General features: G+C 44.5%; 16 protein-coding genes. 9 read left to right on the top strand and 7 right to left on the bottom strand.

The window, feature by feature from the left end; genetic code table 11:
* Window positions 1-49 precede the first annotated feature (49 nt).
* On the top strand, window positions 50-259 hold the full coding sequence (locus HC246_RS09935) for a chlorophyll a/b-binding protein (RefSeq protein WP_169363248.1): 210 nt from the start codon (window positions 50-52) through the stop codon (window positions 257-259).
* A gap of 133 nt (window positions 260-392) precedes the next feature.
* Here HC246_RS09935 and HC246_RS09940 read toward each other — a convergent pair whose 3' ends face one another.
* Window positions 393-881: a MarR family winged helix-turn-helix transcriptional regulator gene (locus HC246_RS09940; RefSeq protein ID WP_211167673.1), complete on the bottom strand. Its 489-nt coding sequence runs from the start codon at window positions 879-881 to the stop codon at window positions 393-395.
* Window positions 882-1,100: 219 nt separating this feature from the next.
* Between HC246_RS09940 and HC246_RS09945 the strand changes: the two genes are divergently transcribed.
* Window positions 1,101-1,763 (top strand): glutathione S-transferase family protein, encoded by a 663-nt coding sequence (locus HC246_RS09945; protein WP_169363249.1) that lies wholly within the window; start codon window positions 1,101-1,103, stop codon window positions 1,761-1,763.
* 57 nt (window positions 1,764-1,820) lie between these two features.
* Here HC246_RS09945 and HC246_RS09950 read toward each other — a convergent pair whose 3' ends face one another.
* From HC246_RS09950 to HC246_RS09970, 5 genes are all read right to left on the bottom strand, one after another.
* Entirely contained in the window at window positions 1,821-3,980 is a 2,160-nt protein-coding gene (locus tag HC246_RS09950; protein ID WP_169363250.1) for an urea transporter, read from the bottom strand.
* A 127-nt stretch (window positions 3,981-4,107) separates the two neighbouring features.
* The gene (locus HC246_RS09955) at window positions 4,108-5,484 is read right to left on the bottom strand and encodes an alanine racemase (RefSeq protein WP_169363251.1); all 1,377 of its coding nucleotides are present in this window, start codon (window positions 5,482-5,484) and stop codon (window positions 4,108-4,110) included.
* 1 nt (window position 5,485) lies between these two features.
* Window positions 5,486-6,538: an ATP-grasp domain-containing protein gene (locus tag HC246_RS09960; RefSeq protein ID WP_169363252.1), complete on the bottom strand. Its 1,053-nt coding sequence runs from the start codon at window positions 6,536-6,538 to the stop codon at window positions 5,486-5,488.
* Window positions 6,535-6,831: a PqqD family protein gene (locus tag HC246_RS09965; protein WP_169363253.1), complete on the bottom strand. Its 297-nt coding sequence runs from the start codon at window positions 6,829-6,831 to the stop codon at window positions 6,535-6,537. The genes HC246_RS09960 and HC246_RS09965 overlap by 4 nt, the downstream gene beginning before the upstream one ends.
* A gap of 55 nt (window positions 6,832-6,886) precedes the next feature.
* A complete protein-coding gene (locus HC246_RS09970) occupies window positions 6,887-7,396 on the bottom strand; it encodes a hypothetical protein (RefSeq protein WP_169363254.1) in 510 nt (169 codons plus the stop codon).
* A gap of 217 nt (window positions 7,397-7,613) precedes the next feature.
* Here HC246_RS09970 and HC246_RS09975 point away from each other — a divergent pair, with 217 nt between their 5' ends.
* From HC246_RS09975 to HC246_RS09985, 3 genes are all read left to right on the top strand, one after another.
* Window positions 7,614-8,294, top strand: coding sequence for a response regulator transcription factor (locus HC246_RS09975; protein WP_169363255.1), 681 nt, complete (start codon window positions 7,614-7,616; stop codon window positions 8,292-8,294).
* Window positions 8,295-8,333: 39 nt separating this feature from the next.
* Complete coding sequence (locus HC246_RS09980) at window positions 8,334-9,899, top strand: sensor histidine kinase (protein WP_169363256.1); 1,566 nt, start codon at window positions 8,334-8,336, stop codon at window positions 9,897-9,899.
* Window positions 9,900-10,049: 150 nt separating this feature from the next.
* Window positions 10,050-11,291, top strand: coding sequence for a DUF58 domain-containing protein (locus HC246_RS09985; RefSeq protein ID WP_169363257.1), 1,242 nt, complete (start codon window positions 10,050-10,052; stop codon window positions 11,289-11,291).
* Window positions 11,292-11,403: 112 nt separating this feature from the next.
* Here HC246_RS09985 and hemW read toward each other — a convergent pair whose 3' ends face one another.
* Window positions 11,404-12,579 (bottom strand): radical SAM family heme chaperone HemW, encoded by a 1,176-nt coding sequence (gene hemW / locus HC246_RS09990; RefSeq protein WP_169363258.1) that lies wholly within the window; start codon window positions 12,577-12,579, stop codon window positions 11,404-11,406.
* A gap of 320 nt (window positions 12,580-12,899) precedes the next feature.
* Between hemW and HC246_RS09995 the strand changes: the two genes are divergently transcribed.
* The 4 genes from HC246_RS09995 to HC246_RS10010 all read left to right on the top strand — a co-directional run bounded on the left by HC246_RS09995 (window position 12,900) and on the right by HC246_RS10010 (window position 24,328).
* Complete coding sequence (locus tag HC246_RS09995) at window positions 12,900-15,131, top strand: caspase family protein (RefSeq protein ID WP_169363259.1); 2,232 nt, start codon at window positions 12,900-12,902, stop codon at window positions 15,129-15,131.
* A 169-nt stretch (window positions 15,132-15,300) separates the two neighbouring features.
* Window positions 15,301-17,163, top strand: a complete 1,863-nt coding sequence (gene ftsH, locus HC246_RS10000; protein ID WP_169363260.1) for an ATP-dependent zinc metalloprotease FtsH — start codon at window positions 15,301-15,303, stop codon at window positions 17,161-17,163.
* 702 nt (window positions 17,164-17,865) lie between these two features.
* Window positions 17,866-19,143: a DUF7925 domain-containing protein gene (locus HC246_RS10005; protein ID WP_169363261.1), complete on the top strand. Its 1,278-nt coding sequence runs from the start codon at window positions 17,866-17,868 to the stop codon at window positions 19,141-19,143.
* Window positions 19,106-24,328: a beta strand repeat-containing protein gene (locus HC246_RS10010; protein ID WP_169363262.1), complete on the top strand. Its 5,223-nt coding sequence runs from the start codon at window positions 19,106-19,108 to the stop codon at window positions 24,326-24,328. Before HC246_RS10005 ends, HC246_RS10010 begins: the two co-directional genes overlap by 38 nt.
* Window positions 24,329-24,511 lie beyond the last annotated feature (183 nt).

Below are 24,511 nucleotides of genomic sequence, written 5' to 3' on the forward strand. Positions count from 1 at the left end.
TATTTTGTTATATTTCTTTACATAAGGAACTAACACACAGGTTAAAGCAATGGCTAACAGTTACAGAGTTGATGAAAGAGGTGTTCTCAACAACTTCGCAGTCGAACCAAAGATGTATGTCGAAGAAAGCGACAAAGCTGGTTTCACACCTTATGCAGAATTACTAAATGGCAGACTCGCCATGATCGGTTTCGTCTCTCTCCTTATTCTTGAAGTATCTACGGGGCATGGGTTGATTTGGTGGTTGGGGAATCTATAAATCTCGCCTGTTTCCTATGTTTCCTATCAAAGTGTTTAAGACAAAGTAAAAACGATATCTTTAACCCTACCCAAGAGGTAGGGTTTTTTATTGCTTTATCCCAGAATTGATTGGCGGCGCAGCGAGCCGCCAATCAATTCTGGGGTTTTGTATTTAATTGTGCCGAGTTGCTTAACAAGCGATCGCATATTGTCTGTAAAACCTTCGCCTCATCTTCGGAGATGTGACTAGCAAAATGCTCAGAAATCCCCTCAGCGTAAACTATCCACATTTTTTGTTGCATTGCTAATCCTGCCTCAGTTAAGACGGCGTAAGTCCCGCGCCGATCGCTTGGACAGGATTTGCGATAAAGTAAGTCGGCTTTTTCGAGGCGATCGACTAATCGCGTTAGATTGCTACGGGTTAATAGAACTTTTTCGGCTAGTTCACTTAAGCGCAAACTGTTATCTGGTGCTTCTTTGAGTGTGAGCAGTACGTCGTACCACTCCAAAGGTGGTAGATCGGCTTGAGTAAGTTTTTGGGCAATGCGATCAAGCAGCTTGGTATGAACGGTCAAAAGCGATCGCCAAACAGAACTTCGCAAAGGATCTAGGGCTGGATTGGTTGACATAGTTTTTGACATAGTTATCAGTATGCAAAAAAGTTGTTGCAATTGCAATTAAAAGAATAGGCTCAGAGAGGTGGCACGAAGTGCCACCTCTCTTTTTGGGAATTTAGTTGCAATTGCAATTAAATATGCTAAATTAATTTTAGTTGCAATTGCAATTAATGTAAATGCAACTATATCCAAATGTTAGCCCCCTTTATAAATTGCACTTACAAATTGCACTTACAAATTACCATGTTGCCTAAACTCAAGCTAATCAGCCATACCCTTTGTCCCTACGTGCAGCGATCGCTGATCACCGTCCTTGAAAAGCAAATTCCTTGCGATCGCGAATATATCGACCTCGCCAACAAACCCGACTGGTTTCTCAAAATTTCGCCACTGGGCAGGGTTCCTTTGCTTCTGGTTGATGGCGAAGTGCTATTTGAATCAGCAGTAATTTGTGAATATCTTGATGAAATTACCCCAGACTCACTACATCCTGAGGATGCCTTAACCAAAGCTAAACATCGCTCTTGGATTGAATTTGGTTCAAATCTACTTACAAAAATTGCGGGATTCTATGCTGCTAAGGATCAAGAAACCTTTGAGGCAAAACGGTTAGATTTGATTGCAAATTTAGAACTGCTAGAAGCACAACTTGATGCACAACCATATTTTACTGGCGAGAAATTTTCGCTGATTGATGCCGTCTATGCGCCAATCTTTCGCTATTTTGTCGCCTTCGATCGCTATCAAAACTTTGGATTTAGCGATCGCACTCCCAAGGTTAATGCTTGGCGAGAAGCTCTCCTCCAAAGACCATCAGTTCAACAAGCAGTTGCCGAAAATTACTACGAATTGCTAGACGAGTTTCTCAAAAAGAGAAATAGCTATTTAGCAGAATTAATTAAATAGCTCCCATATTGTTGTGCCGCCCGCTTAGCGGGTGGCACAACACTTATGCTTAACTCCTTATAAAAATGCTGATCTATCTAGAGAAATCATGACTAATTGCCTTTCATTCTCAAAGTTGACCACAAAATAAATTTTGCGTCGATCTCCTTTCACCGATATCACACCTGCAATCTCGGAAGCCGATCGCCATTCACCTTGATATCTTGCGGAGGCAAGACGGGGATCGAAGGAACTCATCAGTTGATAGGACATTCGCTGAAATCCCTTAGTTGCTAAGCTAATCGGCAGATAATCTTGCCACGATCGCCCAATTTTAGTAGCGGTTGGCAAGCTGGGCATCGCTAGAAATAAGCTGCCAAGATCGCGATCGTTCCCTTCAAGGCGATGGAACTTTAAACCGCGATCGCTTTGGGTGAAATAAAGTTTGGCTTTGCCCGAATCGAGATAAAATGTGCCATCGATTGCCATTCTCACAATTACGGATAGGTGCGAAATCTTCGATTGATGACGCTTAGTTTTCTGTTCAATTTGAAAACGCAGTTGGAAATCAAGGGTGAGGGAAAGGATTTGGGAACAAGCGCAATCGAGGGGAATCGCTTCTAAAATATCATTTTCATTGGGTTCTGCCTCAGATGCAAATTGATCGTTAACTAGGAGATTGGTAAAGCTAAAGGGAATGGTCGCTGCGCCAAGGTCGGGAGTGAATTGGGCTTGGATGTGGATATGGGGTTGGGGTGAATAGCCAGAATTGCCACAGCGTCCGAGTAATGCTCCTTGATTAAGGCGATCGCCCTGTTTGACGGCAATGCTATTTTGAGCAAAATGGGAGATTTCCACATAAAATCCGCGATCGTCGTAGAGAATTACATGATTGCCCCAGTTGCGATCGTGATCGACTTCACCGATCGCACAGTCAGGTAAATCGCTCACAACTCGCGTCACCCAGCCCGAAATTGGCGAGAGAATTGGCTTCTGAAAGGCATAGTAATCCGTGAGTTTTGTGCCTTGATTGCGATAGGTATTTCCCTCATCATCGCACAGCACAAAGTCATAGGCATAGCGCCATAATCCTTGGTGTGTCCAGCGTCCATCTACGCCTTGCCACACTTTCCATCTTCCGATAAATGGCAAAGCGATCGCCCGATAATTTCCCTGTTCTCTAATTCTTGCCGTAAGTTCGTAATCTAAAGTCTTTTCGGGAGAAGCTTGGGGATAACGGGCTAATAATTTCTGTCCGACGCTGCCTAAGAGATAGAGAAAAGATAGAGTGACGAGATTATAGGGGAAAGCATGGACGGGTAAACCTACGGCGACCCAAAACACGCTCACAGACTCACCGATCAGGGCTGTAAAGACTACGGCGATCGCGGCTAAGCAATAACTACGCGGTGAAGGAATGAGATAGAAGCCGCCAATGGCAAGGGCGACGAGAATAAAATTTAAGGCGGCGGGATCGTGATAGACATAGAGGAATGTGCCTGTGAGCATGGCGCGGATGTAAGTACCGAGGGCATAGCCTGCGATCGCTAACATAAACTGAATCCGCGAGTTCCATAACAGCAATAGCATCACCACTATACCGACATAGATATTGGGCAGAAAGAAGATTAATCCTAAAGTCCGCAAAAATCCTTCGATAAATTCGGGCAAGCCGATGGAATAGGTGTGGGGATGGGCGATCGCGGGAAGTAGTCCTGCATAGCGAAAGGCGGCTAAATGCACAATCCAACTGACTGCCACAAAGGGCAAACTCAGGACTGGCAAGAGTAAGAAAGTGCGTAAAATATGCGAGAGAGTCCATGTCAGGACAAAGGCTAAGGAGCCTGCAATCCCTGCGAGAATCAGCGATGCGGGGGTAATTTGGAAGAGATAACCAACTCCTAATCCTGCCAATAATGGATTAAAGAGAAGTGGGGCATAATTCAAATAATCGCGCTTTAGTTGCATGACTGCGGCTATGGCGATCGCGCTAAATAAGCCCGTCATTCCCATAATTAGCACCGATGGCTGAAGCATCATCGCCGCAATTAAAATTACGCCTATGCCTGCCCCCCGTAGGAAAATAATCTCGGCTACTGCCGCACAAATGGAGGTAATTACATGCTGTGGTGTTTGCCAGATATTTTTGATTTTTCGCCATTGTTGAGTAGATAAATTCGGTATTTGGGCGAATGTCGCTTTTAACGGATGCAGCGATCGGGAATTTATGCCAATCATAATAGATAAAAATTTTAATGAGTACAGAGATTAAGATCCCCGACTTTTTCTTTGTTAGTACAGCTTACTTTTGCTTATCACAAAAAAAATCGGGGATCTGGGCGGAAAGGAATCTAGGGGGGCTGTCTTAGACTTTCTCTAAATGCGCGATCGCCAGACGTGCGGGTAAACGTTCTCTGCGTTCCAAGTCGCCAAGATCTTCGGCTTCGCGAATCAGTTCCACATCCCCTGACTCAGTAATAAGAACCACATTGGGGCGATATTCGATAAACTGGAGCCATTGGGTATTGTTATACGCGCCAACGGTGGAAACCACAAGGCGATCACCTCTCGATAATGCAGGTAGGGCAATACTTTCGGCAATCACATCGATATTCATGCACATGGGACCATACAAAACCGATTGTTCGCATTCACCGTTGACGGGTTGTCCGAGGGAAATATCGAAGTTATACCAAAAACTGGTGAATAGAAGATTTACACCCGCATCCAACACATAGGCGCGAGTGCTATCGGGCAAGCGTTTTGTGCTGCACACACTGGTAATTAGAGAACCTGCTTCATCGATCACTGCCCGTCCAGATTCGAGAATTAGTTTAGGAGTATGCCCTGATTTGAGATTTGCCCACATCGCATCACAAATGGCATCGGCATAATCATCAATGGCAGGAGTGAGAACTTCCGCAGCATGATAGGTTCCCTTTAGGCGACTACGGGAAGGGAATCCGCCGCCAATATCAATATATTCCATGCGCCAACCATAGGCAGACTCGATCGCATAGCCAAACTCGATCATCTTTTCGACCTGCCGCGCATAGGCTTCTGGCTCCATAATGAATGTGCCGATGTGACTATGCAAGCCCTTAATCTGTAACTTGCCACCGCTAACGATGCGATGCACTGCTTCCATTGCTTGTCCAGATTCGAGATTGAAGCCAAAGCGTGACCAACAGGGCTGAATCCCTGCATCTAAATTGAGGCGAATACCGACAGCAATAGTTTGACCGATCTGAGTGGCGATCGCTTCTAGATCTTCGATTTCATCAAGATGATCGATATTAATCGTCACTCCATCCCGCACGGCTGCTTCCAGAGTGGCAAAGGGTTTGTGAGGTCCATTGAGGATCATATTTTTGCCCTCAATTCCCAATGCCTTCGCCTTCTCATATTCCATTTTCGAGACTAATTCCGCGATCGCCCCTTCTTGATGCAAGATCGCGCAAATCGCCTTGAGATAATTAGTTTTGTACGACCAGCCAAAGGTAACATCAGGATAACGGGTCGCAAAAGCCTGTTTCATGGAACGGAACTTGCGCCGTAATGTCTTCTCAGAATAGACAAACAAAGGAGAACCATAGGCAGCAACTAAATCTTCAACTGCAACCCCTGCGATTTCACTCTTGACCTTACGCTGATTGGGCGATGCCCCTGCAAACTTGTTCATCAAGCCACTATTCAACCTGCGGATCATGGGCTTTTCGTATGTATATTGGGCTGTAGACATTTTAAAGTTCTCCTAACGTGACTAAAGTTTGTAAAGGCGCAATATCGGTAATAATTTCGTAGGTGTAGCGCATTAATAATTTGCTCGCTTCGTAATCTTGATGGGCAGGGATTGGTAAGCCAAGGGCGGCTCTGACTAGGCGAGATGGTAAGTTAATCCCCACTCCCGTTGCAAAATAAGTCCATGCAGGAAAACGAGGATTAATCTCAATCAAATAAATTTCCCCATCGCGATCGAGCATACATTCCATTTCAAAAGCCCCTTTCCACTTGGTATGACTGAGAAAAGCTTCCGTAGCTAATCGCATCCCTTCATGGTGAATTGTCACCCCACTCCAAATTTTGCCGATTTCTGTGACGGCCATCTTTTTGATAGCAACTAAGCCCAGATGTCCGCCTTGTCCATTTCCCACTCCCACTAAATTCAATTCAATACCTGTAATCACCTGCTGCACAATGATTGGGTATCCCCATTCCGCCGCCAATTGATAAAAGCGTTGGATAGCTTGCTCAAGGGTATTCACCCGATAAGCCTTGTAATAGGAACCCTTAATCATCAAGGGAAAATGCAATTCCGCGATCGCTTCTTCTAGCTCCTGAACTGATGTTACTGTGATTGTTTTAGGGGTTTTAATTCCAAAACTGGGGGCAACTTCGGCAAGCTTTGACTTATTGCGGAGGGCAAATTGGGCTTTGGTGGGGAGATAAGTATGAATGCCGATCGCTTCTAGTTCCTTGGCACAGTGGATATAGAGAGGAAGTTCCACATCAAAATTAGGAATAATGCAATCAATCCCCGTTTGGTCTTGAATCTGTTCCAAACGTTGCATCAGGGTTTCAGGATCGCCCGATGGATAGGGCATAATGTAGCGGCGATCGAATAGCCAATCCATATATAGCCCTGGTTCCATCGCGTCATAGGCTAAGCCCAATAACTTGGTGGGTAATTGGGGATCTTCGCGCAAACTTCGCGCTACACCTGTTCCAGGGGCTGGATTATCGATCGCATTAATACCTGTAATCGCCACGTTAATTGTCTTTGTCAGGGATTTCATGCGATCGCCTCTTGAATTCGAGAATGAGATTGAGAATTAGATTTACCAATATTTTTAGAAGAAATGCCCAAGGCTTCCATTTGTTGGCAAAAATCGGCTAAATCCTTTTCAATTAAACTTTGAGCCATGCCGAAAGATTCCGCAAGTGCCGTGATGATTTGAGCACGATTTTCACCCTGTTGCATTTTTTGCAATATCAAGCGTCCACAACGATTAAGCGTATAAGTTTCCCCCGTTGAAGAATCAAACGCAAAACCATCGTGAGAAATTTGTAGCGTTTTTAATCCTGCCATTGTTTTAGTTGAGAAATTGAGAACTTGAAGATTTGAGAACTTGAGAATTGCTGTTTTAGCGATCGCGAGGTGGAGGTTCAGGTAGATTTAAAGCCTTGACCAAATCTGCCTCACTCACATTCAGTTTTTGGGCAGCACCTTTAATATCTAAACGAGGTGGTGGCATACATCCTTGGGGTTGCTGATCGCTATTCGCCGATGTAGGAGGTTTGGGAGGTAAACCCAAAGCTTCGACTAATTTCGCCTCAGTTGTACCTAATTTTTGAGCCGCCGATGCAAAATCAGGACGTGGTGGTGGGGCAGGACGAGATTGATTAGATTCTGGTGGCTTAGGTGGTAAACCTAGCGCTTCAACTAATTGCTGTTCCGTAATACCGAGCTTTTTGGCGGCGGCTGCCAAATCTGGTGGAGGTGGTGGGTTTGGACGCGATCGCTCTTGGGTAGATTCTGACGGAGTTTGAGATTGAGCATTAACATTTAAGTTGAATGAATTGGCGAAGGGTGTAGTGGCTTCTAAAAGTAAAGCGATCGCCGCGCATTGAATTACTTGACTAATTTTCATCATGAACCTCTCAATTACTGTTAAATTCCTGTTGATGTGTTTCATTGAAACCGACAAAAATTACTAATTGCCTAACGATGAAATTACAATTTTGTAATTTTTCTCACGACGATTCCTAAGCCTTCTGAACGTAAAATAATTACATCTAGGGGTTCAGATGGGCGGCACAGCGTAACGCTTATCTGAACCTCTAGATCGCCACCGATAGACAGGGCTGCTTATGAATGTGTTATATGTTGAAGACGAAGAGAAAATTGCTAATTTCGTCTGCATTGGCTTAAAGGAACAGGGCTTTGTGGTGGACTATTGTGCCAATGGAAATGATGGCTATGCCCATGCCTTAGAATTTGAATATGATGCGATTATTCTCGATATTATGGTTCCGGGGAAAGATGGCTTAGCGATTCTCAAGGGGTTACGCAAGGAAGGGAATAGCACACCTGTAATTTTATTAACTGCCCGTAATGAACTCGATGATCGGCTGACAGGACTGAATCTCGGAGCCGATGATTATATTGCGAAGCCATTTTTTGTGGAAGAATTAATTGCCCGAATTCATGCCGTTGTCCGCCGTGTTTCAGGCGATCACCAAAATATTTTGACTGTCCCCCCTCTCAAACTCGATCGCCTTACTCGCGAAGTGACCTGTCACCAAGAAGTAATTGAACTCACTTCCCGCGAATTTAATTTGCTGGAATATCTCATGCGATCGCCCGGCCGTGTATTTACCCGCACTCAAATCCTTGAACATGTTTGGGGCTATGACTTCAATCCGAACACTAATTTAATTGATGTTTGTATTCAACGTATTCGCAAAAAAATCGAGAAAGTCGGCGGCGAAGAATGTCTGGAAAGTGTGCGTGGTGTTGGTTATCGTTTTCGCAAACCTCAAAATCCATAGGAGTTGGTGCGAAGCGCTAACTCTTGCAAAGAATTTATTATGAAACTAAAATCATTCCGTTTTCGCATTGCCATCCTATCCGCTTTACTCGCGGGAACTGCGATCGCGGGTTTTAGTGGGATCACCTATTTACTCTTCTATCAATCGCGCCTTAACATCCTTGACAATGAAATCAAAGACCAATTATCAAGGGAATCTTCATCTTCTCGTCCCCTAGGTCATTGGCAAACCTACGAAAAGATTCAAGCCTCCTTTTTTGGTGATCAAACCCAACAAACCAATGCATTATTGGTAATCAGCGATGGCAAAACTATCCATCAATCACAAAATTGGCAAACAGATTTTAACCCTGAATCCTTATTTGCATCTTTGCCAGAACTCAGCAATCTCCCTAACTTACAACTTCCATCCCTAAACCAAACGCAATCGCCAAATAATCCCCCTTTAACTCGTAGACCACCACCTCCTCGCCCAGATCGAGAATCGTCAAGGGGAATGCCCGAAAACCCTCCCGCTCCTTCCTTTGAACAACCACCACCCGAAGATCGCCCACCCGTAGCTGCACCTCAGTTTATCTCCAGTCTCGTTACGCGCAAAACCTCAACAGGCTCATGGCGGATGGGGACAGCCGTGTCTCCCTTTGTGAAAATTGCGATCGCTGTTAATTTGAAGGTAATCGATCGGGAAATGAGCGCCATTCAAAATGTCTTCCTGATTTCCATGCCCTTAACACTTTTATTGATGATGTTAGGCGCATGGTTATTATCGGGTAGCGCTTTGAAGCCCATTAAACATCTGACGGAAACCATTCGCCGAGTGAATGCCAAGGGACTAAATCAGCGTACCTCTATAACTGACTTAGATACTGAGTTTGTGGAACTTGTGCAGGTATTTAATCAAATGATGGAACGCCTAGAACGCAGTTTTTTACAAGCCTCAAGGTTTAGCTCTGATGCTGCCCATGAATTAAAAACACCTCTAGCCATTTTGCAAGGAGAATTAGAACTTGCCTTACAAAATGCGGAAACAGGCTCACCCATGCAGCAAACTCTCAGCACTTTGCTCAATGAGGTTAGTCGCCTGAGTTCCATTACCCGCAAATTATTATTACTATCCCTTGCCGATGCAGGCAAAATGTCTGTCCAAAAAATTGAGTTAAACTTTTCGCAGATTCTCTATGAAATTACTGAAGATATCGGGATTTTAGCGCCCGATCTATCTCTTAAACTAGATATTCTGCCTGATGTAAAAATTTTAGGCGATCGCGAATTATTGACCCAAGTTCTCCAAAATTTAATCAATAATGCCATCAAATATAACTTGCCGAATGGCTGGATTCACATTCAAACTAAGCTCAAAAGTAACTCGCTAATGGTCACGATCAGCAATAGCTCTCAGGATATTTCTAGTAGCGATCGCGATCGACTATTCGATCGCTTCCATCGCGCCGATCCTGCTCGTAATCGCGGCATAGAAGGATTTGGCTTAGGCTTGAGTCTATCCAGAGAAATTGCGATCGCTCACAATGGCAATTTACAACTTGACCAGACTAACCAAGGCTGTACAAGTTTTACGCTGATATTGCAACGCAATGCGCTGAATTAAAAACCAGAGAATTTTTGAAAGTATTATAGTGCTTTTCCGTACAGGGTGTGTCCCCGCCGAAGGCGGGGACACACCTACGCTATATGCAAATGTGCTGTAATAGTTCAATAGGTCTCTTGCAATCATTGGGTAAAATAGGTTAACCCCGATATGCCAAAAAGCCCAAGCGATCGCCTCACCATGACTAAAACTAAAAAAAAATCTAAGCTCAAGCGCTTTTTGCAATGGTTAGAATGGCGATTTGCAACACCTGAATTTATTGGGGGAATGTACACATTCTTTACGCTGTTCTTCTTTATGGCAGCGACAAATACCCTTGCAGGTTGGCTATATGTAATCAGTGGGGTTAGTTTTGCCCTGTTAATTGTGGGGGCAGTGATGCCCAAGCGATTACTTGCCGAAATAGCCGTGGTGCGATCGCCCATCGATCCTGTCAGTGTTGGCGACGATCTGTGGATAGACCTAATCATTCAAAATAGGGGACGAACAGAAAAGCGCTTGCTGGAAGTAAGGGATGTTTTGCCAGACAATCTTTCCCATATTTTGCAGCAGGAAGTAGTCGTGGAAGTGATTGCACCGCTTCAGGAATATCGATGGCGCTATGAAGCGAAAACTACTAAGCGTGGTGTGTTTTTATTTAGATCGACAGAAATTGCTACTTCCAGTCCATTGGGACTATTTCGGAGTCGTCGGGCTTGCCCATCGGGACAGAAAGCGATCGTTTATCCAACGGTACTTCCCTTAGAGCGTTGTCCTTTAGTGGATCAATTAGGCAACGATACCAATCCGCGCCAATATAGTGACGATCACAACTATAGTAATGCGACAGAAGGTCTCACTAAAACCTTGCGCCCTTACCGTTGGGGTGATCCGACGAGGTTAATCCATTGGCGTACCAGTGCCAAGTTTGGGGAATTGCGGGTGCGGGAATTGGAAGTAACAATTGGTGGGCAAGAAGTGGCGATCGCTCTTGATACATCCAGAGGATGGCAACCTGAAGCTTTTGAAGAAGCAGTAGTTGCCGCAGCTTCACTCTATTTCTATGCCCAGAAATCAAAACTGAGCGTGAGGTTATGGACAGCAGAGACAGGTATAGTCCAAAGCGATCGCGCAGTTTTAGAAACCCTAGCCGCCGCTAATGTTTCTGATGTCGCCACCCAAGTAGATATTCTCAAAGATATCCCTGACTTACCTGTGGTCTGGCTGTCCCATCGTAATGATAGTGTTGCCTATTTGCCCTTTGGTAGTCGCTGGGTGTTATGGCAAACTTCCGCAAAAGTAACTGTTCCCAATCAGCGATCGCTAGGTTTAACCATTGAAACGATATCTGATCCTAATGATGCAAGTTATAAGTCTTTGCGATCGCAACTTCAGGAATATCTAACGCCATAGTAGAAAGGCTTAATTGGTAGGATGCGTTAGTGCAACGTAACGCATCCATTACTTAAAGATGATGGGTTACGCGATCGCTAACCCATCCTACAGGTGCAAAGTATTACTTAATTTATAGATGTTCGTATAGGTCAGCAATAATGATATTAGAAAACAGCCAACCATCGGGCGGAATTAACATGATCCGCAGATCATTTGATTGCTCTAACAACTTGACCCATTTCTTGGCTTGATAGGGATAGAGAATTTGCAAAGCGCGATCGCAAAGTTCTATTCCATAATTTGATTGCAATGACTTTAAACTCAAGCCTTCCGCCAAGCGTAACCCCTGCATTAGGGTATCCATTAACTCCTCTCTATCGTCAATTACAGGAGCTGTAAAGCTAATTCCCGATGATTGCCATTGCGCGATCGCATCGAGATATTCCCGCATCTTGCGTGGGCGATCGATCCTTTGACGATTGATATAACTGGTCGCGCCCATACCCATGCCATAAAAGGGTTGGTTATGCCAATAGGTCAAATTATGTTGTGCTTGATAACCAGATTGAGCGTAATTCGAGATTTCATAATGCTCATAACCTGCGGCAGGCAGTAACTCATGGGCGGCGATATACATCGCAACCGTATGATCTTCCGTTGGCAGGGGTTGATCACCTGCTTGATATCGCTTACCAAAGGCAGTTCCTTCCTCAATGGTTAAGTCATAAACAGATAGATGCGTAGGTTGTAAAGCGATCGCCTTTTCAATCGAGTCCTGCCAGTCGGTCATGGTTTGATGGGGTAGCCCTGAGATTAAATCTAAACTGAAGTTCTCAAATCCCGCTTTTTGAATTGCATCTACGGCTTCATAAATTTCGGCAACACTATGACCACGACCACATACATCTAATAATTCCTGCTGAAAAGCCTGTGCGCCTAAACTAATGCGATTGATGCCCAAACTGCGATAACCCTGCAAAGTCTCCAGACTCACAGTGCCTGCATTGGCTTCAAGAGAAATTTCGGCGTTAGAGGCGATCGCAAAATATTTGGTAATTGTTTGGAGAATTTGCTCAAGCTGTTTTACCGATAGCAAAGATGGCGTTCCCCCACCGAAAAAGATAGTTTGCAATGGTTCAATGGGTGGAATCTCGGCAACAGTCAAAGCTATTTCTTGGCACAGCACATCCACATATTGCTGCTTGAGATTTTCACCACCTGTCGTAATTGCGAAGTCACAATAAAAACAACGTCGCTTACAAAAGGGAACATGCAAGTATAGAGATTTAGGAAAGATTTGACTCAAGGTAGCAATGCAGTAGTTAATTGAAGGTTGATGCTTTGTGTCAGCCTTCAATTATTGGATGAAGAGATTATATAATCAGATTTAACTGCTTGGCGATCGCCAAATTTACAGTTAAGCTCCGTGAAATGGGTATTGATCCTGAGCAAATTTCATAACATTGCCTTAAACATTGACAGAGCAATTCTTTCTAGGGTTTTGAGTAATTTTACTTATTGTAAAATTCAATAAAAAATCCACCAAAATAGCTGCAAAGAGTTACCTTGAATCGGCTTTAATTAAAGGAGCGATCTTCACACAGCAAAGGAATTCACGGCATACATATGGGGATTGCAAGGCGACAATTCTTGCAGGCTGGGCTGACTAGCCTGATTGGATGGCAATTTCTCACTCGCGATCGCGTGGCACTTGCCGCCGATCAATTTGTTCGTCAAGCTACGGGATCGACACAACGCAAGAGGGCGCTATTGATTGGGATTAATCAATATGAGGCAAAGGACGATTCCCAAAATAGCTCTCAAAATTTTTCGCAAAATAACCTAAGCGGCTGGTTGCCTTTGCATGGATGTGTCAATGATGTGGAGTTGCAAAGGGAGCTATTAATTTATCGCTTTGGATTTGCCCCTCAGGATATTGTCACCCTCACCGATCGCGAAGCAACGCGCACTAATATTAACAATGCCATTACCGAACATTTAGTAGCCCAGACCCTTCCCGATGACTTGGTGATGGTGCATTTTAGTGGACATGGTTCGCGATTGGGTAACTACAATACGCTGGTTCCTGTGGATAGTGGCTTACCGCAAAAGCTGGAAAATTTGCAAGATATTACGTTACGGGAATGGCAAAGCTGGTTAAAAGAAATTACTACGGATCGGCTCTTGTGTGTGATTGATGCAGGATTTTACTATCCGAATTTCTCAGCGATTGGTAACTTTCGCCTGCGATCGCGGATTGGGCGTAGTGATTGGCAAGCGCCACAGGAAATTCAACAAATTGAAAAGCAAGCGAGCGGCACATTTTTACGCGCCGCATCAGGAGAAATGCTCTGTGCCGATGCTCAATGGTCAGGATTTAGTAGTGGTGCATTTACTTACGCCTTAGTGCAACAACTCTGGCAAATTACCCCCGCTACGACGATCCATGTGGTCATGAGTAATTTGGCAACTACCCTCGATCGCAAAGCGCTGCACAATGACAACCTTTCGATTGATAAGCAAGTGGTGGCGATGGTAGAAGTGGATGCCGTGAAACAAAAAGCGATCGCGACCAATACATTTGCCGAATTGCTTTCAAATCCTGACCTTGGCTGCGATGGCGTGATCGTTAATGCCATTGATCGCCGTACTGCCGACATCAGCTTAGCGGGCTTACCAATCACCGTTTTAAGTAACTACATGGCAGGTTCAATCTTGCAGGTGTTACCCCCTAAAGTTGCAGATTTATCGCCCGTAACGAATGACTCTCAAGATACTGCAACTCCTCCGAAGCAGATTGCGACTAGTCCCCAGACAACAGTGCAAGTTAAATCACGCAATGGATTTAATGCCAAAGTTGAAGTCCTAAATGATTACAGCACTAATCAAAAACTGGCAACAGGACAACTCCTCCAAGAAGTCATGCGCGCTATTTCGCACAATGTCAAATTAGCGATCGCCCTTGATGCGGGCTTAAGCAAAATCGAGCGTGTTGATGCTACTAGTGCCTTTTCGACTTTACCAAATATGTTTGGGGTCAATGCTAATGAGCAATGCGCGGACTGTCTCTTTGGTGTGCAATCGGCAAGCTATGGCTTATTTACGGTCGGACATAATCCTATTCTTGGTTCTTTTGGTTCCGTTGGTGAATCCGTCGGCGTTGCCATTAAGCGACTGCAACCCTTTCTGGAAAGTCTCCTTGCCGCGAAACTAATTCGTGCTACCGAAAATCAAGCCACATCTCACCTCAATGTGAGAGTAACCCTCAAAGCTATGATTGGTGTTGATGAACGTTCCGTTACGCTTGCGAGCAAAGCCTCCGCAAGAGCCGATCTCGTTCCACTGAATAATGCGGCAAATAACACCGTTCGCACTAAGGCAATTAATATTGGCGATCGCCTAGAATGCCAAATCGAAAATTTCAGCGATCAACCTCTCTATGTGAGAATTTTTTGCCTTGATCCACGTAGCAAAGTCCTCACTCCCAATTTCATCGCTACCCCCTATGCCAATGATGGCGTAATTTCGCCTGCGGAAACTCTCACCATTCCCTATCCCAAAGCTCCCATGAATTGGGCAGTTTCCGCGCCACAGGGAATGGTTGATGTCCAAGTGGTAATTAGCCGATCGCCTCTTTTGCAAGTAGCTAAGACTTTAGAAGCATCACAACGTCAAGCCTCATCTCTCAACGGACTGATTGCAGTTCCTAACCCATTACAAGTTGCTCAAGCATTATTGGAAGATCTTGATCGCGCAGGCAAACCCTCTGAGTTTGGCAATCTCGCGAATATCAGTGATACATGGATGTTAGATGTCCAGCAATGGGCTACCTTCAACTTTAATTATCAAGTTGCCTAAGGCTCAACAACGCCCATAGTTTGTGGAAGCTCACCCCTTGGGGTGAGCTTCCACAAACTATTTATTTTATATGCCTAGCGATACAGGCGGCTATCACTACGTTTGCGGTCTAGCGCCAATCAGCCAACATTTCTATAATGGCTTCAGTAACAAATTGTAAATAACAAAAATGGCTGTTAAAAAAGAAGACCCCAAGCGATCGCGCGCTCGTCTGATTGGCAATGTCCTATTGCTAATCGGCTCAGCATTGCTCATAGTAAACATCTTTTTACCAAATCTCTTTGCTCCCGCTTTACCTCGTGTTCCCTATAGCCTATTCGTCCATGAAGTCGAAGAAGGTAATGTCGCACGGGTTTATATCGGACAAGACCAAATCACCTATCAACTAAAAGGTGTTAGTCCTGAGGTACCGGGGGATGTGATTTCCACTACTCCTATTTTTGACCTGAACTTACCTGAACGCCTCGAAAAGAGCAACGTTGAATTTGCAGCGGCTCCCGTCAAAAAAGATAATTTCTTCGGCACATTACTAAGCTGGGTCATTCCTCCCCTGATCTTTGTTGGTATCTTCCAACTCTTCAGCCGTAACGGTGGCGGCGGCGCTCCCGGAGGCTTGCAAATTGGCAAGAGCAAGGCAAAGGTCTATGTCGAAGGTGAATCCACTAAAACTCTCTTTGCTGATGTCGCAGGTGTCGATGAAGCGAAGCAAGAACTTCAAGAAATTGTGCAGTTCCTCAAGACTCCTGAGAAATACACCAAAATCGGCGCGAAGATTCCTAAAGGCGTATTGCTAGTAGGTCCTCCCGGAACTGGTAAAACCCTCCTTGCAAAAGCTGTGGCTGGTGAAGCAGGCGTTCCCTTCTTCAGTATCTCTGGTTCAGAATTTGTGGAACTCTTTGTCGGTGTTGGTTCTTCCCGTGTTCGTGACTTGTTTGAACAAGCCAAAAAACAATCACCTTGTATCATCTTTATCGATGAACTTGATGCGATCGGTAAGGCACGTTCTAGCGGTGGTATGTACGGCGGTAATGACGAACGCGAACAGACCCTCAACCAATTACTCACGGAAATGGATGGTTTTGGTGTAGATGGAACGACAGTAATCGTTCTTGCTGCAACCAACCGACCTGAAACCCTTGACCAAGCTTTACTACGTCCCGGTCGTTTTGATCGCCAAGTATTAGTCGATCGCCCCGATAAGAGCGGACGCTTAGAAATTCTCAAAATCCATGCGGCGAAAGTCACTCTCGATCAGAGTGTTGACCTTGAAACGATCGCTACTCGTACTTCAGGATTTGCAGGTGCAGACCTCGCTAACCTCGTTAACGAAGCGGCACTACTTGCAGCCCGTGCTGGACGTGAAACTGTTCTACTTGAAGACTTCGCTGAAGCTGTTGAACGTGTGGTCGCTGGTCTAGAAAAGAAGAGTCGCGTTCTCAATGAGAACGAGAAGCGGATTGTTGCCTATCACGAAGTTGGTCATGCTCTAGTTGGCGCGCTTAACTCCAGTAGCGGCAAAGTTGAGAAAATTTCAATCGTGCCTCGCGGTATGGCGGCTCTCGGCTACACCTTGCAACTACCAACGGAAGATCGCTTCCTGTTAAGCAAAGAAGAAATTGAAGCCCAAATCGCAACTCTCCTTGGTGGGCGATCGGCAGAAGAAATCATCTTCGGTAGCATTACTACTGGTGCATCCAATGACCTCCAACGCGCTACAGAACTCGCTGATAAGATGGTGACTAGCTACGGTATGAGCGACGTTTTGGGACCTCTTGCTTACCAAAAGCAACAAAATCAATTCCTCGGTGGTATGGAGATGGCACGTAATGTCAGCCCTGCGACTTCGGAAGCGATCGATAAGGAAATCAAAACCATCGTCGAGAATGCCCATGCAAAAGCGCTAGCAATTCTCAATGCTAATCGTGATTTGCTAGAGTCCATCTCTGAGAAGCTCTTAGAAACAGAAGTAATCGAAGGAGAATTTCTCACTGGTTTGCTATCTCAAGTTAAACCTGCTGAAGTTAACGTCTAGGGATCGCTTCGATATTACTCAATGAAAAGCCACAACCTTGCTATGCAAGGTTGTGGCTTTTCATTTTTGTTTCATAATTAAAATCCAGAGATTTACTCAATTTATAAACCTGTGCCTTTCTCAAAAAAATAGGATTATTTGGCTATATTTTTTCGTCTACAAGAAAAAAATATTTTTAGTATTGTTTTGGGCTTAAATCTTCTGGCAGTCCTAAAAAGCAGAGAAACCATTGAAAGCTCAAACAAGAGAGGCTTTCAATGGTTTCTCTGTGATGCTTTAATCTTCAACATTCTGTAAATTAAATATAGGATTGCGAATAGATTATTATCCTGACTTTGTTTAAATTATATTTTTATTTCTGATATTCACAAACAATCTGTGTTTCTTTTATTTTCGTTTAGTTGTTGAAAATTTGACAATTTGCTTAAGTTTTTATAAGCTGATATAATGTATCTAAAATCACATATAATCTCCTATATGTGTATTGCTAAAGAGATAATAAATTTCTTTAGGGGGGACGTTTGTAGTAGGTAAATCCTGTGCAAAACGTATGTAAGCAATCTATCTACATTATTAATTAAGAAGTTAAGAGTATTTAAAACACTCCAATTTTTATTGGAGCGGTTTAATTTCGGATGCTGATTAATTGTCAATACGCATTTCATACATTAATTCAGTAAACTAAGATGGTCAGGGGCTGATATGCATTATTTGAGAAAGAATATCCAGAAACTAAAAACAAGCAATCCAAGCAGAGTAACTAGCATTCCGATACTCCGTTATATTCTTGTCACAACGGCATCTATCTTTGCCGCTTGGCAGCTTTCTCCCCTAGTCGCATCAAGTCAAACTGTTCCTCAAACCGCAGCTGGTACATCTATAAAAAATACTGCCACTGCAACCTACGAAGATCCAAGTCAGCCTGGGACGACGATTAACACCACCTCAAATACCGTTACTGTAACAGTTGCAGAAGTTGCAGGTATAACCGTTGTCGGTAATGGCATATCTGACTCAACTCCCACTACGCCTGTTCTCCCTAACGATGTCCTGACCTATGACTTCTTAATTACCAACACTGGTAATGACACTACTAAAGTTACCATCCCTGCTCCTATAGTCACAGGTCCTGCAACCCTAACAGGTACAATTACTTATGACATTGATGCTAATGGTGATGGTACACCAGAGGTCGTTGGGGGGACATTAGCCCAAGCAACTGCTGCTATTCTCAGTCCTGGAGGAACCATTAAGGTTCACGTGCCTGTTACTGTTGCGTTAAGTGCTACTTCGGGTGCTCCTATTAAGGTACAACTAGGGGATACAGGGGCAAATGATAATAGTGCAGCTACTCAAAACCAACCAGTTAGTGGTACGAATAATGTTGCGACCGTTGATGCCCCTGATGGTACTACTGGAGAAACGACAGGTTCTCCTACTAATGGGGAGCGTGAGGTAAGTGCATTTAGTCAGATTTTAGTTGGTGCAACACCTCAAGCCTTTGCTGCAATTCTAAAAACTCAAGGTACTTATTCCAATAATAGTACTCCTGCTAATTTCAGTGATGATCTGCAAACATACAATCTTAGTTTGAGAGTAGATAGTGCTGCTCCTGCGGGTGCAAGTCCTTCTCTCACGCCAACAGACCTAGTAGGTACATCAATTACAGTTACTGAACTTGGGGGGACAGTTACAAGAGTCTTGGTGTCTGATGCTATTCCCACAAACACCGTTCTCAATGCTACGCCTACGGCTCCAACAGGCTGGACAGTGGTTTATACCGTTACGCCTACCACCACCAATGCTAACGCTGCAACTTGGACTACTACGGCTCCTGCTACGTTAGCTAATACTACTCGTGTTGGCTTTATTAATGCAGGTCCGATCGCTAAGGGAACAACTGTGACTGGCTTCGCTTTCCAAGTCAAAACCACAGGATTGAATGCTACTAAATACCTCCGATGCAGGCGCAGTGAGTAGTGGCGTTTACTATGATGCTTGCGGCTGGTTAGCTAATCCCTCCGATCCCGGATATCACACAAGCGCAAATGTCTGTGCGGGACCAGTTGCCGACCAAGACACCACTGGAGATGGCAAAGTTGGGAATACGGTCACAACCAGATATCGAGTGAAAGTTCTCTCAACGGGCACTGGAACTAGCAGTAATACTCTGCAAGTCAATCACCTGATCAATGACTTCTCAGGAGGTAGCTATCACTATAACTCTGACTATGGTTCAGGCTTAGGTCAATCTTTAATTACAGTGGTTGATAGCACTACAGATTTACAAATTACCAAATCTCATAATGGCAACTTTGCGACTGGCGCTAATAATGTTTATCAGTTGCAAGTTAAAAATAATGGTCCCAATGCTGCCAGAGGAACCTTAAGAGTTGTCGATACATTGCCCACTGGTTTTAGCTATGTTTCTGCAAGTAGCACTGATCCTTGGACTTGTTCGGCAGTTGGACAGGTCGTAACCTGTACCAATCCAAACACCAGTAATTTTGCAGTTGGTGCAACTTCCACTATTAATTTGACGGTCAATGTTTCTACTAGTGCAGCAGCCTATAGCCTCAATACTGCCACCGTCACTAGTGGTAGCCCTGATTCCAACCTCGCGAATAATACATCTAGCGATCCTACGACAGTAATTAAGGGGACAAATTTAGTCTTATTAAAAGATGACTCTGCTCCTGATCCGACGGAGCAAACTTTTGTGGCTGGTTCTACTGCTACCTATCAACTAACTGTCAAAAATACTAGTGGCTTTGATGCATTGGGACCGCTCACAATTATTGACACGCTACCTACAGGGTTAACCTATAGTTCGGCTACAGGAACTGGTTGGACTTGTACTGCCAATGGACAAAATGTCACCTGTACGAATCCCAGTGGATTAGCTAGTGGAGATGGAACCACGACTGGTATTTCTAGCCTCAGCCTTACTGTTAATGTTTTATCTAATGTCCCTACTTCTGTAACCAATACGGCAAGTCTTACTAGCGGCAGTTTAGACACTAATCCTGCTGACAATACCAATATTCAACAAACAAACCCTACTACTAAGCCAGTTCCCGACTTGATCATCAATAAAACCGATAATGGTCAATCTTTTGCTGTCAGTCAAAATGGAACCTACACGATTACTGTCACTAATCAAGGGGTTGCCGCAACTAGTGGGCTAATTACGATAACTGATACTTTACCAGCCAGTTTTAATTTTGTTTCTGCGGCTTCAGCTTCGGGAAGTTCGGGATGGACTTGTACTAATACCACACCAGTTTTAGGCGCAACTATAACCTGTACTAATCCCAATCCCTTGCCGACTAATAACAGTAGCTCGATCTTAGTAACCGTTAGTCCCACAACGGTTACTGGCTCACCATTTACAAATACTGCCACCGTATCCTTACCGACAGGAGAGGAAACTAATACGGGTAACAATACTAGCTCAGATACTACGCCTGTGTTGGCATCTGGCGGCATTAATTTGAATGTTGTGAAAAAGTTGACTCAGATTAATGGAGCTAGTTTTACACCAGCCTGTACGACTTCGGGACAGACTGATACCTGTACTGCCACCATCAATCCTAGTAATACAATTCAATACACTATTGATATTACGAATAATTCCTCTGGTAGTGGTGATGATAGCAACATTACCCTTACGGATATCGTACCTGCTGAAGTTACTAACGTGAGTTGGACTTGTGACTATGTAGATGGTGCTGGCGTAGCTGGGGGAAGTACAGGCAGTCCTAGTCCTGAAAAAGCTTTAGGTAATGGTGGTAGTGTCAATGCTTGCGACCCTACTAATACGACTGGAACTCCTAAATACAGGAAAACTGGTACTGGCAATAATATTAGCCTTGGTACGATTGGTCTGCGAAAGAGTGGTGGTAAGGTTCGCTTTACAGTTAATGGTACGATCGCTGCATCGGGATTTTCTGGCAATTTCTCTAACAGTGCCACAGCGACCCCTTCGGCGGCTTCGGGTGCAGACTCAAATATTACTGATAATACCTACACCGTCAATGCAGTGATCAAAGGTGCAGATTTGAGCATTGCTAAAACGAGTTTTGCCAACTTCGTACAGGGGCAAAATGCAACCTATCGATTAACAGTCACGAATACAGGTACGCCTAATCTTTCGACTACCGACCTCATAACAGTTACTGATGTCTTACCCGCTAACTTAAACTATGTGTCCGCGAGTTCTGCGACGGGAAGTACGGGATGGAGTTGCACTTACACGTCTGGAACGCGAACGGTCACCTGTAGTAATCCCAATATTTTAGCTAGTGGTGCAACAACTGCGATCGATGTCATTGTGACCCCTGTAGTGACGGGTACTTCCTACAGTGTCACTAATAATGCAAGTGTGACTACAGATGGTGACACCAATGCAGCTAATAATACAGCTAGTGTCACGACGACTGTAATCGTTCCTGATCCTGATGTCAGAATCACGAAGACTGCTGGAACTCTTGCATTAGGGCAATCAGGTACTTATACATTGCAAGTCGATAATATTGGCACGACAGCAGCGATCGCACCGATAGTGGTGACAGATACTTTACCCACAGGTTTGAGCTATGTCTCAGGTACAGGTACTGGTTGGATCTGTTCGGCATCTGGGCAGACCGTGACCTGTACGAATTACGCCAATATTGCCGCAGGTGGTTCGGCTCCTGCTCTTACAATTAATGTCCTAGTGGGAACTCAAACTGCGGCAAGTATCACCAACAATGCTAGTGTTGCTCAAGTTTCGGGTGAACCAGCAGGCAAGTTAGCTAATAACGCCACTAGTTTAGTTAGCTCTGTGACTCAGGCAGCAGATTTGTCGATTGTGAAGAGCCACTCTGGGAACTTTATCCAAGGACAAAATGCCAGTTATCAATTACTTGTCACCAATAATGGTCCCTCTTCTGTGCCTAGCACAATCACAGTTACAGACTCATTACCGAATGATTTAGAGTTTGTGCCTACGGGTTCAGGTGGCGGTGGATTCACTTGTAGTGCAGGGGCAGCCAAGGTTAATGGAACTCCCCAAGTTGTTACCTGTACTAATACTGCTGGATTGGTGGTGGGTACGAGTGCCACGATCAATCTGAATGTGTTGGTGCGTGCGACAACAGCCACTGGCACGATTACGAATACCGCAACTGTGACTAGTGCTGTATCTGATCCCGTCAGTAGTAATAATTCCAGCAGCGATCCCACTACGATTAGTTCATTACAAGCTGATCTCAAGTTGACGAAAACTCACTTTGGAACTTTTGCGATCGGTGGTCAGGGAACCTATACCCTCTCCGTTGAGAATCTAGGCCCTGCTCTCGCCACGGGAACTCTCACCATTACCGATGTCCTACCAAACAATCTGACCTTTGCCTCTGCGGTTGGTTCCCCTTGGACTTGTTCAGCCGCAGGCTCCAATCCTCAAACCGTAACTTGTACGAATACCAATACCAATGGATTGGCATTTGGAAGTATCACGGCTGTAAACGTTACGGTGAATATCGGCACAGGAACACCTACAGGTACTAATAGCATTACTAATACTGCTTCGCTGAATGTTCCTGCCTATGACAATGTTTCTGCTAATAATACTGCTAGCGATCCGACAACTATTAGTGGCAGCGCGGATCTGAGTGTCACGAAAACATCTACTAGTGCATTTGTAGTTGGTAAGCAAGCCGTTTATACGATTAAAGTTACGAATAATGGAGCAAGTACATCTGTTTCGCCAATTACTTTGGTAGATCAATTACCTACTGGTCTTACTTATGCTTCTGCTAGCGGCACAAATTGGACTTGTCCAGCTTCTTCTTCTATTCCTGATATCACCTGTACCTACAATGCCAATTTGAATTCGGGAGCAAGCACTAGTGATTTGACTTTTACGGTGAATGTCGTTGATTTAACGCCCTTGGTGAATCCATTAACATATACTAACTTCGCTTCTGTCTATGGACCAACGCCTGACCCAAATACTGCCAATAACGTCGCACAGATCACGACTAATCAAAGTGTTGCAACGGTTTCTGGCTATAAGTCAGTTAATCTTGCCGTTGATCCTGATGGTAGTGTGACACCCTCTGGAGGAGACACCCTGACTTGGCGCGTTTCCTATGCGAATACGGGTCTGGTGGATCTCGCTAACTTCCAAATTGTCGATGTATTAGACTCAGATACGACTTTAGCGAGAGCTTTGGCTGCTGGAGATATCACTGTCAATGCGATCCAAGCAACTCCCCCATCTCCCAATACTAGTTATACAGGTGCGGGTAATAACAATCTCTTTGCTTCTAGTTTTACGTTGAAGGCAGGGGGAGTAGTAACCGTGGAGATTTCTGTCAAGATTGCGGCTACGGCTGTTAATGGTCAGATTCTCCAGAACCAATCTACTGCTACGAGTACTGACTTACCTGCCGCAGGGGTGAAAACGGATAATATAGATAACACAACTACTGGTTTACCTACAGGTGTGACTCCATTAGCTAGTAGTCTTTCGCAAACGCAAACACCAACTGTTGATCCGACCAAAGTTACTATTGTTTCGCCGATCGCTGCTACTCCTAAACTTCTATTAGCTAAGCGAATTACTGCTATTAATGATGTGGCGATCGCAGGTTTTGTGAATGATGGTGTTGCCTCATCTGCTGATGATGATCCTAACTGGCCCACACCACTCTCTGATTATTTGCGAGGAGCTATTAACTACAGCAATGTCAAGCCAAGCGATCGCGTCGAGTACAGCATTTATTTCTTGGTGAGCGGGAATAAAGAGCTTACTAATATCACCATTTGCGATTTAGTTCCTTCTAATACTACCTTCGTGAATGGAGCTTACAATACTGTCGGTGCAGGTAGTAACTTGGATATTGCCTTTGCGAATAGTGCTACGGCGGCTCCGACTAGCCCAACTAGTTATTTGACAGGTTTGTTTGATAGCGATCGAGGGCAGTTTTATCCTGCTAATAGTAATCCTCCAAGTACCTGCAAAAAAGTTGACGGCACTGCCATCAGTCCAAGTGACAACACTGACGGTCTAGTAGTCGTAAATGTGGTTTCTAGTCCTGCAACATTGCCCCACGCAACATCTATAGGAACTCCACCTAATTCCTATGGGTTTGTTCGCTTTCAAGTAAAAGTTAAATAATAGGTAGTCCTAAAAAGGAAAGAATTTATTGTGGTAATGATGGGCGGCGCGAAGCGCCGCCCATCATTACCACAATAATGCGATTTGAGGTAATTTAAAACGGGCTTTGAGAGAGTGCTTAGGGACAAACAATTAGGACTTACGCAAGAAGTATAGGGCTAGAAGGATGCTTGAGTTTTGATC

The sequence above is a fragment of the Pseudanabaena yagii GIHE-NHR1 genome, from assembly GCF_012863495.1.
GTDB classification, from domain to species: Bacteria; Cyanobacteriota; Cyanobacteriia; order Pseudanabaenales; family Pseudanabaenaceae; genus Pseudanabaena; species Pseudanabaena yagii.

Excerpts from the sequence above, each read along its gene's own strand:
- HC246_RS10010 (WP_169363262.1), top strand. The coding sequence starts at position 19,106 with ATGCTACTAAATACCTCCGATGCAGGCGCAGTGAGTAGTGGCGTTTAC.
- HC246_RS09940 (WP_211167673.1), bottom strand. The coding sequence starts at position 881 with ATGTCAAAAACTATGTCAACCAATCCAGCCCTAGATCCTTTGCGAAGT.
- HC246_RS09950 (WP_169363250.1), bottom strand. The coding sequence starts at position 3,980 with ATGATTGGCATAAATTCCCGATCGCTGCATCCGTTAAAAGCGACATTC.
- HC246_RS09945 (WP_169363249.1), top strand. The coding sequence starts at position 1,101 with ATGTTGCCTAAACTCAAGCTAATCAGCCATACCCTTTGTCCCTACGTG.
- ftsH (WP_169363260.1), top strand. The coding sequence starts at position 15,301 with ATGGCTGTTAAAAAAGAAGACCCCAAGCGATCGCGCGCTCGTCTGATT.
- HC246_RS09955 (WP_169363251.1), bottom strand. The coding sequence starts at position 5,484 with ATGTCTACAGCCCAATATACATACGAAAAGCCCATGATCCGCAGGTTG.
- HC246_RS09975 (WP_169363255.1), top strand. The coding sequence starts at position 7,614 with ATGAATGTGTTATATGTTGAAGACGAAGAGAAAATTGCTAATTTCGTC.
- HC246_RS10005 (WP_169363261.1), top strand. The coding sequence starts at position 17,866 with ATGCATTATTTGAGAAAGAATATCCAGAAACTAAAAACAAGCAATCCA.
- HC246_RS09985 (WP_169363257.1), top strand. The coding sequence starts at position 10,050 with ATGCCAAAAAGCCCAAGCGATCGCCTCACCATGACTAAAACTAAAAAA.
- HC246_RS09970 (WP_169363254.1), bottom strand. The coding sequence starts at position 7,396 with ATGATGAAAATTAGTCAAGTAATTCAATGCGCGGCGATCGCTTTACTT.
- HC246_RS09980 (WP_169363256.1), top strand. The coding sequence starts at position 8,334 with ATGAAACTAAAATCATTCCGTTTTCGCATTGCCATCCTATCCGCTTTA.
- HC246_RS09960 (WP_169363252.1), bottom strand. The coding sequence starts at position 6,538 with ATGAAATCCCTGACAAAGACAATTAACGTGGCGATTACAGGTATTAAT.
- HC246_RS09995 (WP_169363259.1), top strand. The coding sequence starts at position 12,900 with ATGGGGATTGCAAGGCGACAATTCTTGCAGGCTGGGCTGACTAGCCTG.
- HC246_RS09935 (WP_169363248.1), top strand. The coding sequence starts at position 50 with ATGGCTAACAGTTACAGAGTTGATGAAAGAGGTGTTCTCAACAACTTC.
- HC246_RS09965 (WP_169363253.1), bottom strand. The coding sequence starts at position 6,831 with ATGGCAGGATTAAAAACGCTACAAATTTCTCACGATGGTTTTGCGTTT.